Below are 14057 nucleotides of genomic sequence, written 5' to 3'. Positions count from 1 at the left end.
CCCCGGCTGGTTAGAGCTGGTGGCCCGGACGTGAGGTGGTGCGTTCGGTGGACGGGGTGGTGCTTTGGGTTGCCGTGGTGCTGGTGGCGGGACCGCTGGCCACGGGGCCGCTCACGCCGTCGAGGGCGTGCTGCATCGCGCCCGCGGTCTCCGCCTTACGGTCCGCCGGGCCCAGACCCACCGCGGGCCGGCTCACCGCGCCGGCCACGCGACCCCGGTCGGCGCCCAGGCCCTTGTACGGATGCAGGCCGAACTCGTTCACCAGCCGCCGGCACACCTCCACACCGCGCACCGAGTTCCCCGCCTCGTCCAGCCGCGGCGAGAACACCACCACCGCAAGCTGCTTCGACGGCACCACCATCATCACGTTCCCGGACACGCCGCTCTTCGCGGGCAGCCCGACCTGTTCGGAGAACCGCCCGGAGTCGTTGTACATGCCGCTGTGCCCCATCACCGAAAGCACCCGCCCGACCGTCTCCTGCCCGAACACCCGCTCTCCCGAGTACGGCGCGATGCCCCCGCTCGCCAACGTCGCGCCCGCGGCAGCGAGCCGCTCCGCATCGACCTGCATCGAGCAGACCCCGAAGTAGAACTCGGCCGCCTTCTGCGGCGCGTCACGATCCCGCGGATCGACCCGCAGCATCCCCTTGGCCGCCATCAGCCCGGCCAGCCCGCGGTTCCCGTGCCCGGTGTCCCGCTCGGCCAGAAAGGTCGCGTGGTCGTGTCCCGGCTCCGCGCCCATCATCCGCGTCCAGGTGTGATCGATCGCCACTTGCCGGCCGTCCTCGGACAACCCCGGCTCGACCAGCGCGAGCGTCGCCATCGCGCCGGCGTTGATCATCGGGTTCTGCGGTTTCCCGTCATGATCCAGTGAAAGCCGCGGATCGTTGAACGTACCGCCGCTCTGCTCCTGCCCGACCCACCGATGCACCTCCTCGGCCCCGAACTCCTCGAGCGCCATCGCGTAGTTGAACGGCTTCGACGTCGACTGCACGCTGAACCCGGCCTTCGCGTCCCCGATCGAGAACAGCTGCCCGTCAGCCGTACAGATCGCGATCCCGAACTTGTCCGGATCGGCGTCCCGCAACGTCGGAATGTAGTCCGCGACGTGCCCGTCCGCATTCGCCAGCAGCTCGTCGTACGCCGCCTCGACCCCGCGCGCGAACTCCCGGAACTCGTCCGCGGGTACCGCCAGCTCACCACTCAGCGCCCGCTCCACGATCCGGTCGCCGTACTGCGCGATGCCCGCGAACGCGTGCACGTCGATCTGCACCGGCCGCGCTCCGGGCGCCATCGCGGGCCGCCCGGACGAGTCCCGAACCCCCTCGAGCGCGGCGAGTACCCGCGGATCTTCCGGCAGAATCCCCGCCTGCCCAAGCCGGGCGAGCAAGTCCCAGAGCCAAACCCGCCCATCACCGTCCTTGTCCAACTCCGCAAACAACCGCAACCGCGTCTCGGCCAACTCCGCCAATTCCGTCAACGATTTCCCTTTCCCCAGATCTGGCGGCCGCAGTCTGCCAAACTGGTGTTACCGAGCAGGTACCCCCCTGTTACGTCGGCGTCAACTGCTTCGTCAGCATGTTCGCTCTATTGTCGGACAACATGTCTACTTGTACGATCACTTCGCATGGATCGCATCCGCCGCGTGCGGCTTTCGTCAGTTGTTCTGCCGCTTGATCAGCCGATCAGCGACGCCAAGGTGCTGACCGGCCGGCAGCGGCCGATGACCGAGATCGTCTTCCTGTTCGCCTCGGTGGACACCGCGGACGACCAGCACGGAATCGGGTTCAGCTACTCCAAACGCGCCGGCGGACCAGCCCAGTACGCGCATGCCAAGGAAGTGGCCGCGAACCTGATCGGCGAGGATCCGTCCGACATCGCGAAGATCTACGACAAGCTCCTCTGGGCCGGGGCGTCCGTCGGCCGTTCGGGTGTCGCGACCCAGGCGATCGCAGCGATCGACATCGCGTTGTGGGATCTGAAGGCCAAGCGCGCCGAGCTCCCGCTCGCCAAGCTTCTCGGCGCGCACCGCGATTCGGTCCGCGCGTACAACACCTCCGGCGGGTTTCTGCACGCGCCGATCGAGGAGGTCAAGGAACGCGCGTCGAAGTCGCTCGCGGCCGGGATCGGCGGGATCAAGATCAAGGTCGGCCAGCCGGACACGAGCATCGACCTGGCGCGCGTACAGGCCGTCCGCGAACACCTCGGGCCCGACGTACCGCTCATGGTCGACGCGAACCAGCAATGGGACCGTCCGACGGCACTGCGCTTCGGGCGCGTGCTCGAACAGTTCGACCTGGTCTGGATCGAGGAGCCACTGGACGCGTACGACGCGGAGGGCCACGCTCAATTGGCAGCGGCCCTCGACACCCCGATCGCGACCGGCGAAATGCTGTCCAGTGTCGGCGAACACGTGCGGCTGATCGATGCACGGGCGGCGGACATCATCCAGCCGGACGCGCCGCGGATCGGCGGCATCACCCCGTTCCTGAAACTGGCGACGCTTGCCGACCACAACGGTCTGCAGTTGGCACCGCACTTCGCGATGGAGATCCACCTGCACCTCGCCGCCGCGTACCCGCGCGAGCCGTGGGTCGAACACTTCGAATGGCTGAACCCGTTGTTCAACGAGCGCCTGGAAACAGTCGACGGCCGGATGCTCGTACCCGACCGGCCTGGCCTCGGCTTCACCACCAGTGAGCAGTGCGCGCGCTGGACCGTCGACCGCTGCGAGTTCCGATGAGCGGTTTGGCATACCAAATTGTCGAGGAGCTGAAGCAACGAATCCTCAGCGGCGCGATCGAGCCTGGCGCGAAGCTGCCGACGGAGTTCAGCCTGGTCGAGGAGTTCGGGGTCAGCCGGACCGTCGTCCGCGAAGCGGTATCCCAATTGCAGGCCGCCGGCCTGGTCGAGACATTCCAGGGCCGTGGCTCGTACGTCCTCGAACTCCCGGAGCGTACGCCCGGACTGCGCGAAGTGCGCTCGCATCGGGACGTACTGGAGCTGATGGACTTCCGGATCGGCGTGGAAAGCGAAGCGGCCGCCCTGGCCGCGAGCCGCCGGACCGCCCACCAGCTGAAGGGGATCGAACGGGCACTCGACGACTTCCGCCGCGTCGGCGCCGACCCGGCGCGTTCGGTGGCAGCCGACTTCACCTTCCACCTCAAAGTCGCCGTTGCCTCAGGCAACCGTTTCTACACTGACCTGATCACCGACCTGGGCCCGATGATGATCATGCTGCCCCGGACCCGGCTGAACCCGGTATACCAAATGGACGATCCGGACCACCTCACCCGCGTCGTCCACGAACACGAGAACATCCACGCCGCCATCGCCCGCTCCGACCCCGAGACCGCCCGATCCGCAACCCGCGTCCACCTCTCGAACACCCGCCACCGCCTCACCAGCAACTGACCCCTCAATCGCTGGGGCAGTTGCCGGGCGTGACGCGCTGGACAGGCAGGCGCTGGGAGGAGCGATGATGCCCGTTCGGTCCTGATTGGGCATCGAGTGATACCTTTCGGGAATCATGTTTTCGCTCGATCAGTTGAGCGCGTTCGTCGCGGTCGCCGAGGAACTGCACTTCGGCCGCGCCGCGGAACGGCTGAACATGACCCAACCACCACTGAGCCGCCAGGTGCAGAAGCTGGAGCGGGCCGTCGGCGCGCGGCTGCTGGACCGCGACAACCGCAAGGTCGAGCTGACCGAGGCCGGGCGGGCGTTCCTCACCGAAGCGCGCCGGCTGCTCGCGCTGGTCGAGACCGCCGGCGACCTCGCCCGCCGAGTGGACCAGGGCGCCGCGGGAACCCTGCGACTCGGCTTCACCGCGACGTCGGCGATCCGTACCCTCGGGCCGTTGCTCCAGCGGCTGGCCGTCGAGTTGCCCGACGTCGACGTGATCCTGCACGAGCGGGTCACCCCGGCGCAGATCGACGGACTGCTGCGTGGCGAGCTGGATCTCGGCCTCGGCCGCCCGCCGTTCGACACCGCCGCCCTCGACTCCCGGGTGGTATACCAAGAGCCGCTGTGTGCCGTTGTCGCCGGCAACCATCGGCTCGGCACCCTGGACCGGCCACTGCGAGCCGCCGACTTCGCGGACGAACCGGTGATCAGCTACGCACCGACCCAGGCCCGGTACTTCCACGAGCTGACCGTCCGGTTCCTGGCCGACGCGCATCCACGGATCGAGCAGCGGGTGCAGCAGATCCTGACGGTGATCCTGCTCGTCGCGGCCGGGCGCGGCGTCGCCCTGGTGCCGGCGTCGGCGCGCGGCTTCGGCGTCGACGGCGTCACGTACTGCGAACTGGACGGCGCCGGCGAACCGGTCGAGCTGCACGCGATCTGGCGCCGGGACTCGACCAGTCCGGTCCTGCAGCGGGTGCTCACGATGCTCCCAGAGCATCACTAGATCCAAAAACGATCTTGGACAGGTATCCATCGGCGTTCTTACGCTGACCAGCGTGACCAACTACTCCCCCACCGAGCTGGCCGCGCACCTCAAGACCGGGCTGCTTTCGTTCCCCGTCACGCATTTTCACCCGGATCTCAGCTTCAACGAGGCCGGGTACCGCGAGCACTTGTCCTGGCTCAGCCAGTACGACGTGGCCGGGCTGTTCGCCGCGGGCGGTACCGGCGAGGGGTTCTCGCTCACCCCGGACGAGATCGGCGCCGTGGTCCGCGCGGCCGTCGGCGAGGTGAACGGGCGGGTCCCGGTGATCGCGCCGGCCACCGGCGGGACCGCGTCGGCGATCGCCGGTGCGCAAGCGGCCGAGGCCGCCGGCGCGGACGGAGTCCTGCTGCTGCCGCCGTATCTGACCGAGGCCGGGCAACGTGGGCTGGCCGAGCACATCTCGGCGGTATGCCGAAGCACGAGCCTCGGCGTGACCGTGTACAGCCGCGCGAACGCGATCCTGACCGACGTCACGGTCGCCGAGGTGGCCGACCGGAACCCGAACCTGGTCTGCCTCAAGGACGGCGTCGGCAACATCGAGATGATGACCCGGACGTACGCCCGGGTCGGCGACCGGCTCACGTACATCGGCGGGCTGCCGACCGCGGAGACGTTCGCGCTCCCGCTGCTGCAGCTCGGGTACAGCACGTACTCGTCGGCGATCTTCAATTTCGTGCCGGAGTTCGCGCTCGGCTTCTACGCGGACGTGCTGGCGCAGGACCGGGCGGTGGTATACCAAAAGTTGAACGAGTTCGTGCTGCCGTACCTGGACCTTCGCGACCGGGTGAAAGGGTATGCCGTTTCGATCGTGAAGGCGGGGGTGACCGCGATCGGACCCGACGCCGGACCGGTCCGGCCACCACTGCAGGACCTCACTCCCGACGAACGAACCGAACTGGCCACCCTGATCGGAAAGCTCCAATGACCCCGCCCACCGGACCCGCCGCCCGCACCGGGGCCGCCGCGTCCACCGCCCGCGCCGGGGCCGTCGGAGCCGCCGGGGCTGCCGGGGTCGCCGGGGTCGCCGGAGCTGCCGGAGTCGCCGGGACTGCCGGGACTGCAGGGGCTGTTCCGACCGTCGAGGCTGTGGAGGTCGTGCCGGTTGCCGGGTACGACAGCATGCTGCTCAATCTGAGCGGCGCGCATGGTCCGTTCTTCACGCGGAACGTCGTGATCATGACCGACAGCGCGGGGAACACCGGTCTCGGCGAGGTGCCCGGCGGCGAGAAGATCGCGGCCACCATCCGTGACGCCGCGCCGTTCCTCGTCGGTCAACCACTCAGCCGGTACCGAAGTCTGCTCCGATCCATCGCCACCAGGTTCGCCGGTCGGGACGCCGGTGGGCGTGGTCTGCAGACGTTCGACCTACGGACGACGGTGCATGCCGTCACCGGGCTCGAGTCGGCGATGCTCGATCTGCTCGGCCGGCATTTTGGTATACCAGTCGCCGAGTTGCTGGGCGAAGGGCAACAACGTGCCGCGGTTCCCGTCCTCGGTTATCTCTTCTATGTGGGCGATCCGGCACGCACCGACCTGCCGTACGTGCTGGATGCCGGCGACGCCAGGTCGTCGCGCGACGACGACCGATGGACGCGGCTCAGGCGGAAACCGGCGCTGACGGCCGAGGCGGTTGTCGCGCTGGCCGAGGCGGCGCAGGACCGGTACGGGTTCACGGATTTCAAGCTCAAGGGCGGCGTCTTCGATCCGCACGTCGAGATCGACACGGTCCGGGCGTTGCACGAGCGGTTCCCGTCGGCGCGGATCACCGTCGATCCGAACGGCGCCTGGCTGGTCCGCGAAGCCGTCGCGGTCTGCTCGGGCCTGGACGACGTACTCGCGTACGTCGAGGATCCGTGTGGTGCCGAGCCCGGGTTCTCCGGCCGCGAGACGATGGCCGAGTTCAAACGGTATACCGGCCTGCGGACGGCGACGAACATGATCGCGACCGACTGGCGCGAGCTGGCGCACGCGATCCGGTCGAACGCGGTCGACATCCCGCTCGCCGATCCGCACTTCTGGACGATGGCCGGTTCGGTCCGGGTCGCCCAGTTGTGTCACGACTTCGGGCTGACCTGGGGTTCGCACTCGAACAACCACTTCGACATCTCGCTGGCGATGTTCACGCACGTCGGCGCGGCCGCGCCCGGCGAGATCACGGCGCTCGACACGCACTGGATCTGGCAGGACGGGCAGGCGCTGACCAGGAATCCACTCCGGATCACTGACGGCGCGATCGCCGTACCGGATCGGCCCGGGCTCGGCGTCGAGCTGGACCGGGACGCGCTGGCCGCGGCGCACGAGCTCTATCTGGAGCACGGGCTCGGCGCGCGGAACGACGCGATCGCGATGCGGTACCTGATCGAGGACTGGGAGTTCGACCCGAAGCGGCCTTGTATGGTGCGGTGAATGAAGGTCTTCTTGTCCACCGACATGGAAGGTACGGCGGGCGTCGTCGACTGGAGTCAGTGTCGCGGGCCGAGCGTCGAGTACGAGTACTACCGCGGCCAGCTGCAGGCCGAGGTGAACGCGGCGATCGACGGCGCGCTGGCGGGACCGAGTTCCTGGTCAACGACTCGCACTCGACGATGCAGAACCTGCGCCCGGACGAACTGCACGGCCGCGCGAGTTACCTGTCCGGCAAGCACAAGCCGATGTACATGATGCAGGGCCTCGACGCCTCGTACGACGCGGTGTTCTTCGTGTCGTACCACGGTTCGGCCGGCTCGACGTCGTCGGTGCTGCACCACACGTACAACCCGCGCGCGATCGCGGAGGTCCGGCTGACCGGCATCCGGCCGCCGAGTATCGCCCTCCCGGCCGAACTGACGGTCCGGTTCCGCAACGGGGCGTAGGCCGAACTGGCCTGCCGGCTGCGCGGCGTCGAACGCCGGGAGGAGAAGGTCGTTGCCTTGCGCAATGATGACCCGCTGGTGGTATACCAAACCTTCATCGCCCTGGTGCTACTCAGCCGCGGCGTGACCGAATGACATCCACGCGCCACCCCGTTTGCCGGCCCGCGCCACCCCCTCTGCTGGCGTGATCGGGGGTGGTGGGTAACACTGTGTGAATGCGCGTGATCGTGGTGGGTGCAGGCGTGATCGGGCTGAGCTGCGCCATCCGGCTCGCCGAAGGCGGGTACGACGTCGCGGTGCTCGCCCGCGATCTGCCCCTGGAGACGACGTCCTCGGTAGCGGCAGCGGTCTGGTATCCGTACCTGTCCGCGCCCGAGGATCGCGTCGCCGCCTGGTCGCGGTCGACGTACGAGGAGTTCGCGAAACTGGCCGAGCACGAGCCGTCGGTGCGGCTGCGGCACGGGCGCGAGTTCCTGACGGAGCGTACGCCGGACCCGCGCTGGGCGGACGTACTCCCCGACCTCACCCGCGTCGGGTCACCGCCGGCCGGCTTCGTGGACGGCTGGTCGTTCACCTCGCCGGTGATCGACATGCCGATGTACCTGCCGGCGTTGGTGAAACGCCTCGAACAGGCCGGCGGTACGCTCACCCGCGCGGCCCTGTCCGCGCTGCCGACCGGCGCCGACCTGGTGGTGAACTGCACCGGCCTGGGCGCCCGTCTGACCGCGGGCGACCCGACGGTCACACCGGTACGCGGCCAGGTGATGAGCGTCGAACCGTGCGGCCTGAGCGAATGGTTGCTCGCGGACCGTTCACCGGACGAGCTGACGTACGTGGTGCCGCGCGAGCACGATGTGATCGTCGGCGGCACCAGTCAGCCCGGCGATTGGAACCTGGCCGTCGACCCCGAAACCAGCCGCCAGATCCTCACCCGCGCGGCGGAGCTCGTACCGCAACTGCGGAAGGCCAAGATCATCCGCCAACGCGTCGGCCTCCGCCCCGCGCGTCCCACGATCCGCTGCGAACTGGTCCGCACCCGAACCGGCCACCCCATCATCCACTGCTACGGCCACGGCGGCTCCGGCGTGACGCTCTCCTGGGGCTGCGCCGACGAGGTCTTCCAGCTGGTCGGCACGGTCGCGGCGGACACCCCGTAACGTTCGGCGAAACCGCTCACCGACCGTCGCTTCGGGTCGAAAGGGCATAAGGTCCAGTTCCATGGAGGATCGACCGACTTCGGCGGGCGCGGACCTGCACCTGGAGCTCTCCGCGACGCGCGGGCGGGGCGATCTCGTGCAGGCGTTGCACGCGTCGATCCGTAGCGGTCGGCTCACCGCCGGTACGCGGTTGCCGTCGTCGCGGTCGCTCGCGAAGGACCTCGGAATCGCGCGGAACACGGTCGCCGACGCGTACGGGCAACTGGTCGCGGAAGGCTGGCTGACCGCGCGGCAGGGCTCCGGGACGGTGGTCGCGAATCGCGCCGCCGTGCCGCCCGCGCCGGCGGTTTCGTTGCCGGAGGCCCGCAGTTTCCGGTATGACCTGACGCCCGGTGCCCCGGATCTGGCCACCTTCCCGCGAACCGAGTGGCTGGCAGCAACGCGGAAGGCGCTGACCGCGGCGCCGAACGAGGCGTTCGGGCTGGGCGATCCGCGCGGCCGGATCGAGCTGCGGCGGATGCTGGCCGACTACCTGGCGCGAGCGCGCGGCGTACGCGCTGATCCGGAGCGGATTCTGATCTGTTCCGGGTACGTGCAGGCGCTGAGTTTGCTGAGCGAAGTGATCAAAACCCTCGGCGGGACGACGATGGCGGTCGAGGAATTCGGGTACGGGCTGCACCGCGACGTGATCCGGGCACGCGGACTGGATGCGGTTGCCGTGCCGGTGGATGAGCTGGGAGCGCGGACAGATCACCTGGCCGGGCAGGGCGTACTGCTGACGCCGGCGCACCAGATGCCGACGGGTGTACCACTGGCGCCGGAGCGGCGGACCGCCGCGGTGGAGTGGGCGCGTGAGTCCGGGGCGGTGCTGATCGAGGACGACTACGACGGGGAGTTCCGGTACGACCGGCAGGCCGTCGGCGCGTTGCAGGCGCTCGATCCGGAGCGGGTCGTGTACACGGGTACGGCGAGCAAGAGCCTCGCGCCGGGGTTGCGGCTGGCCTGGATGGTGCTCCCGCAACGGCTGATCGAGCCGGTGGTCGCGGCGAAACGTACCGCGGACTTCCAAACCGCGACGATCGAGCAACTGGTTCTCGCCGAATTCATTGCCTCCGGCCACTATGACCGGCACGTACGCCGATCCCGGCTGCACTACCGTCGCCGCCGCGACCGCCTGGTCGAACTACTCGCCGTCCGCGCGCCCAATGTCGACGTCGCCGGCATCTCCGCCGGCCTGCACGTCCTCCTCGACGTCCCCGGCGACGCCGAAGACATCACCACCCGGGCCGCCCGCCAAGGCCTCGGCCTCGCCACTCTCACCACCTACCACTTCGCGCCCACCCCAGCCACCCGCCAAGCCGTGATCGTCGGCTACGGCACCCCACCCGACCACGCCTACCCCGGCGCCCTCGACCTCCTCTGCCAGGTCCTGGACGCCTAACGCCGAAGGGCGGAGCCGGTACAACTACGCCGACGCGCTGCGCGACCCGGACATGTGGCACGACTGGGTTCGCATGGCACGACTGGTTTCGAATCCCGAGGCACCCGAGCGGCATCACCCGGTTGGCTTGAGCAGGGCGCCGAACAGCCGTACGCCGAGCGCCTCGGCCGCCGCCGGGTCGAGCACCTCCCCCGGGACCTGCGGATGCGCGTTCGCCCAGGCTGTCGCTGACTCGGCATCCGCAAAGATGCGTGAGGGGTTTTCGCCGTGGAATTGGCCCCTGGAATCTTCTTGGAAGTGGACCACGTGCCTGGGCCGGTTGCGGCCTAGGTTGAAGACATGAGCACATCGACAACGCGGCGAGTGAAGCTCGCCAACCTTGCACCGGACTTCTACCAGGCGATGATCGAGCTCGACCGGGTCTCCGGCACCGGCCTCGACCCGAAGCTGGCGCACCTGGTCCGGATCCGCGCATCGCAGATCAACGGCTGCGCGTACTGCACCGACATGCACTCCCTCGACCTGCTGCAGTTCGGCGCGGAGCAGCAGCAGCGGATCAGTCTGCTGCCGGTCTGGCGGGAGGCGAAGAAGTTCTACACCGAGCAGGAGAAGGCCGCGCTTGAGCTGACCGAGGCGATCACGCTGGTGAGCGTCGACCACGTGCCGGACGACGTGTACGAGGTGGCCGCGCAGGCGTTCGACGAGAAGGACCTGGCCCGGCTGATCGCGCTGATCATCACCATCAACATGTGGACCCGCGTCGGAGTGACCGGAAAGATGGAGCCCGGCCACTACAACCCGAGCTGAGGCAGGCCGATGACCGCGGAACTCTTCAGGGCACTGCACCACGGCGGTACTCCTCTGGTCCTCCCGAACGCCTGGGATCCGGTCAGCGCGCGCCTGATCGCCGAGGCCGGCTTCCCCGCTGTCGCCACCAGCAGCGGAGCGGTCGCCCGGGTGCTCGGGTACGACGACGGGCAACTGACTCCACCGGACCAGATGTTCGCCGCCGTCGCGCAAATCGTCCGCGCGGTTGGTATACCAGTGACGGCCGACTTGGAGGCCGGGTACGGGCTGGCGCCGAAGGAGTTTGTCGAGCGGTTGCTGGCGACCGGCGCGGTCGGCTGCAACCTGGAGGACTCGGTCGGCGGTGAACTCGTCGACGTCGCGAAGCAGGCCGACTACCTCGCCGAGGTACGCGCCGCGGCGGGCGCCGAGCTGGTGATCAACGCCCGGGTGGACACGTTCGTCCGGCGGGTCGAGGACCCGGTCGCGGCGGCAATCACCCGCGGCCGCGAGTACCGGCGGGCCGGTGCCGACTGCGTGTACCCGATACTTGCTCCGGTATACCAAATCAAGCAGGTGGCCGAGGCCGTTGGCGGACCCATCAACGGGCACGCCAAAGTCGGCGGCCCATCCCCGGCCGAACTCGCGGCAGCCGGCGCGACCCGCATCTCGTACGGAACAAGCGTCCACGACCACCTGATGAACCACCTGCGCGACCTACTACCAACCCTGACCTAACTGCACCCTCCACACGAGCGAAAACCTGAGCAACGCGTGAGCAAACGCGTGAGCGTGAGTGACGCGTGGGCGTGAGTGACGCGTGAGCGTGAGTGACGCGTGGGCGGGTGCTTCAGAGGCGGCGGAGGGCGTAGACGAGGGCCCAGTCCTGGTCGTTCGCCAGCGGGTCGGCGACGTGTGCCGGCTGCCCGTTCACGCAACTCGGGTAGACGAAAGCGCACGTCGCCGAACCGTCCGCCGCGAAGCTGACCAGGTTCGCCCGCAGGATCGCGTCCTCGGCCGCATCAAGCCAGTCCGCCAACTCCGGTGCGACCAGCTCACGCGGCCAGGCGGCGTACACCACCGCACTCAACGCGGACCAGTAGTGCGGGAAAACATCACCCCACAACCGCAACCGGCCGAACCAGTACCCGTCCCAGTGCCGAAGCGCGACATGCCGAAGGCGTACGTCGGGCTGGTCCGCCGCGAACGCGGTCAACCACGGCAACCGCCGGCTTAGCTCGGCGCCGTCGATCTCATCCGGCGCGATTTGGTATGCCGAAACCAGCAGCTCCAGCAACGGCGCCACCATAGATTGCTCGTAATTCACTTCATGCGGCGGCAACTCGTCCCCGTACCCGATGAATGTTTTGGCATGCCGCACGAGATGATTGTGCAGACCAAGCTCACTCAGCAGCGGACCGAGATCGAACGCCAGGAAGTGATCACCGCCGAGCTCGTAGTACCGATCGAGAATGCGGGTCGCGCCACTCCGATCACCCTGCCCGAGCAGGAACCGCGCGAACCACGGGAAGTTGTAGAGACGTACGGCGTTCTGATGGATGCTGTCGTCCTGGATCGTGCCCGCGTCGTCGAGCAGATGATCACGGACGAACTCCTCGTACCCCGCCAACGCATCGTCCAGTTCGGCACGGTCGCCCCAACCACGATCACGTACCTCCTGCAGGAGGATCGCCATCCCGATCCGCTCGCGGGCGTCCGACCAGTCGCGCCACGCGCTGGAAAGTACAGTCAAACCGCTGTCGTTGTCGTACGGCACGAAGGCGTACTTCCGGCTCCCGTCCAGCTCGGGCCGCCGCTGATGATCAAGGATGAATCGCGCGCGGCGTTCCGAGATCACGCGCAGCGGCTCGTGGAACAGGACGGCGACGCGGGCGGTCCGCGTACCGTCGGTGGCTTCGACATGCTGGATGCCGGGTTGGTCACTGCTGAGTTCGCGCGGGGTGACACCGGTGAGCCGAAGCGTTTCGCCGACCTCGGTCGCCAGTTTTGTTGCCTCAATCAACGGTTGGCGATCGGCGTGGAAGTCAGGCAGTTTGGTATACCAGGCGAGCTGCCAGGTCCAGCGGTACGTGCCGCCCGGTTCGAGAGTGATCGCCGGCTGCCCGCCCATCGCGTGCGGGGCGCGGGCCTGGTCGGTGACATGCAGGTAGATGTGTCCGCGGATGTTGCTGCTGGTGCCCGGCTCGCGGGACTCGATCGAATACGCCCAGAGCTCACCCTCCGTGAGCTGCAGGCCCAGACCCGGACCGCTGCCGTCCATCGGCACCGCCCAGACCCAGGCGTCCGCGCCGCCCGTCCAGACATGCGCATGTACTGATCCGGTGAGGCTCTCACGACTAGACGCGTACACGTCGCGGTATGGCGTACTGATCGCGATCGAACCGATCTCCACCGGCGCATCGGCGGTGTTGCGCAGCTCGTACGTCTCCGTCCACCGCTCACCGAAGCGGCGGCCCACGCGCAATTCCAGGTCGCCGAACCGGTACATCAGGTCGATCCCGCTGCTCCGCCAGCGCGTGAACGCCGGAGTGTCGAACCGATACGCACCGTGATCGGTGATGACGAAACCCTTGCCCCACGCGTGCAGGCTGTCGTGCACCACGCCCTCGTCCAGCAGTACCCGCCGGCCGTCCGGGTGCAGTACCTGCGCGACCGCGCCGTCATCGGCGACCTGGACCGAGCCTGGACCGAATTCAAAACTTTCCACGATTCGCCAACCTATCGATGTCGAGAACCGCGCCGTCGCTCCGTCCCCCTGATGAGCAACCACCTCGAACCAGATGGGATACCAAAATGGACAAGCAGCAGATCGCCGAGATCCTCGCCAAGCCGTACGCCCAGCAGCTCCTGAACGGCCCCGAACCCGCCCGCCTCGCCTACGACGGCCTCGACGGCGACCCGCGGGTGATCCCGATCGGCTTCTGGACCGAAGGCGAACAGATCCTGATGGCCACCCTGCCCAAGTCCGCCAAGGTCGCCGCCCTCCGCAAGAACCCGAAGGTCGCGCTCACCATCGACACCGGCGTCTTCCCACCCAAGGTCCTGCTGATCCGCGGCACCGCCGAACTCGCCCTCCACCCCGGCATCCCCGACGGCTACCTCCACTCCGGCCACAAGGTCATGACCGACGCCCAGTACCCCGCCTGGGAAGCCGGCGTCCGCGCCCTCTACGACGAGATGACCCTGATCACCATCACCCCCACCTGGACCAAACTCCTCGACTTCGAAACCACCATCCCCCAATCCGTAGAAGACCTGATCAAATCCAAGTCCGCCTCCTAACCACCCCAACCGATCCCCCACCTCAGCCGCACGCTGCAATCACGCACCGCCGTGGGGCCCAGATACAA

The 14057-nt window shown here is 68.3% G+C and carries 12 protein-coding genes and 1 pseudogene; 11 read left to right on the top strand and 2 right to left on the bottom strand.

Going from position 1 to position 14057, the window contains the following annotated elements:
* Nucleotides 1-10: 10 nt before the first annotated feature.
* Nucleotides 11-1480: a glutaminase A gene (gene glsA, locus HDA44_RS00835; RefSeq protein WP_184830483.1), complete on the bottom strand. Its 1470-nt coding sequence runs from the start codon at nucleotides 1478-1480 to the stop codon at nucleotides 11-13.
* 147 nt (nucleotides 1481-1627) lie between these two features.
* Between glsA and HDA44_RS00830 the strand changes: the two genes are divergently transcribed.
* The 10 genes and pseudogenes from HDA44_RS00830 to HDA44_RS00785 all read left to right on the top strand — a co-directional run bounded on the left by HDA44_RS00830 (nucleotide 1628) and on the right by HDA44_RS00785 (nucleotide 11424).
* Complete coding sequence (locus tag HDA44_RS00830) at nucleotides 1628-2743, top strand: L-talarate/galactarate dehydratase (protein WP_184830482.1); 1116 nt, start codon at nucleotides 1628-1630, stop codon at nucleotides 2741-2743.
* A complete protein-coding gene (locus tag HDA44_RS00825) occupies nucleotides 2740-3414 on the top strand; it encodes a FadR/GntR family transcriptional regulator (protein ID WP_184830481.1) in 675 nt (224 codons plus the stop codon). The genes HDA44_RS00830 and HDA44_RS00825 overlap by 4 nt, the downstream gene beginning before the upstream one ends.
* A gap of 115 nt (nucleotides 3415-3529) precedes the next feature.
* A complete protein-coding gene (locus HDA44_RS00820) occupies nucleotides 3530-4408 on the top strand; it encodes a LysR family transcriptional regulator (protein WP_184830480.1) in 879 nt (292 codons plus the stop codon).
* A 52-nt stretch (nucleotides 4409-4460) separates the two neighbouring features.
* The gene (gene kdgD / locus HDA44_RS00815; protein WP_184830479.1) at nucleotides 4461-5375 is read left to right on the top strand and encodes a 5-dehydro-4-deoxyglucarate dehydratase; all 915 of its coding nucleotides are present in this window, start codon (nucleotides 4461-4463) and stop codon (nucleotides 5373-5375) included.
* Complete coding sequence (locus tag HDA44_RS00810; RefSeq protein ID WP_238352324.1) at nucleotides 5372-6856, top strand: enolase C-terminal domain-like protein; 1485 nt, start codon at nucleotides 5372-5374, stop codon at nucleotides 6854-6856. Before kdgD ends, HDA44_RS00810 begins: the two co-directional genes overlap by 4 nt.
* Nucleotides 6857-7302 (top strand): annotated as a pseudogene (locus tag HDA44_RS37835) (M55 family metallopeptidase).
* A 215-nt stretch (nucleotides 7303-7517) separates the two neighbouring features.
* Entirely contained in the window at nucleotides 7518-8459 is a 942-nt protein-coding gene (locus HDA44_RS00800) for an FAD-dependent oxidoreductase (protein ID WP_184830478.1), read from the top strand.
* A gap of 61 nt (nucleotides 8460-8520) precedes the next feature.
* The gene (pdxR, locus tag HDA44_RS00795) at nucleotides 8521-9900 is read left to right on the top strand and encodes a MocR-like pyridoxine biosynthesis transcription factor PdxR (RefSeq protein ID WP_184830477.1); all 1380 of its coding nucleotides are present in this window, start codon (nucleotides 8521-8523) and stop codon (nucleotides 9898-9900) included.
* 339 nt (nucleotides 9901-10239) lie between these two features.
* Nucleotides 10240-10707: a carboxymuconolactone decarboxylase family protein gene (locus HDA44_RS00790; RefSeq protein ID WP_184830476.1), complete on the top strand. Its 468-nt coding sequence runs from the start codon at nucleotides 10240-10242 to the stop codon at nucleotides 10705-10707.
* A gap of 9 nt (nucleotides 10708-10716) precedes the next feature.
* Complete coding sequence (locus HDA44_RS00785; protein WP_184830475.1) at nucleotides 10717-11424, top strand: isocitrate lyase/PEP mutase family protein; 708 nt, start codon at nucleotides 10717-10719, stop codon at nucleotides 11422-11424.
* A 112-nt stretch (nucleotides 11425-11536) separates the two neighbouring features.
* Here the strand turns inward: HDA44_RS00785 and HDA44_RS00780 are convergent, their stop codons facing one another.
* Nucleotides 11537-13414 (bottom strand): hypothetical protein, encoded by a 1878-nt coding sequence (locus HDA44_RS00780; protein WP_238352323.1) that lies wholly within the window; start codon nucleotides 13412-13414, stop codon nucleotides 11537-11539.
* A gap of 86 nt (nucleotides 13415-13500) precedes the next feature.
* Here HDA44_RS00780 and HDA44_RS00775 point away from each other — a divergent pair, with 86 nt between their 5' ends.
* Complete coding sequence (locus HDA44_RS00775) at nucleotides 13501-13989, top strand: pyridoxamine 5'-phosphate oxidase family protein (protein WP_184830474.1); 489 nt, start codon at nucleotides 13501-13503, stop codon at nucleotides 13987-13989.
* The last annotated feature ends 68 nt before the right edge of the window (nucleotides 13990-14057 follow it).

The sequence above is a fragment of the Kribbella solani genome (assembly GCF_014205295.1).
GTDB classification, from domain to species: domain Bacteria; phylum Actinomycetota; class Actinomycetes; order Propionibacteriales; family Kribbellaceae; genus Kribbella; species Kribbella solani.
This window is presented reverse-complemented; position numbering and strand designations above follow the sequence as displayed.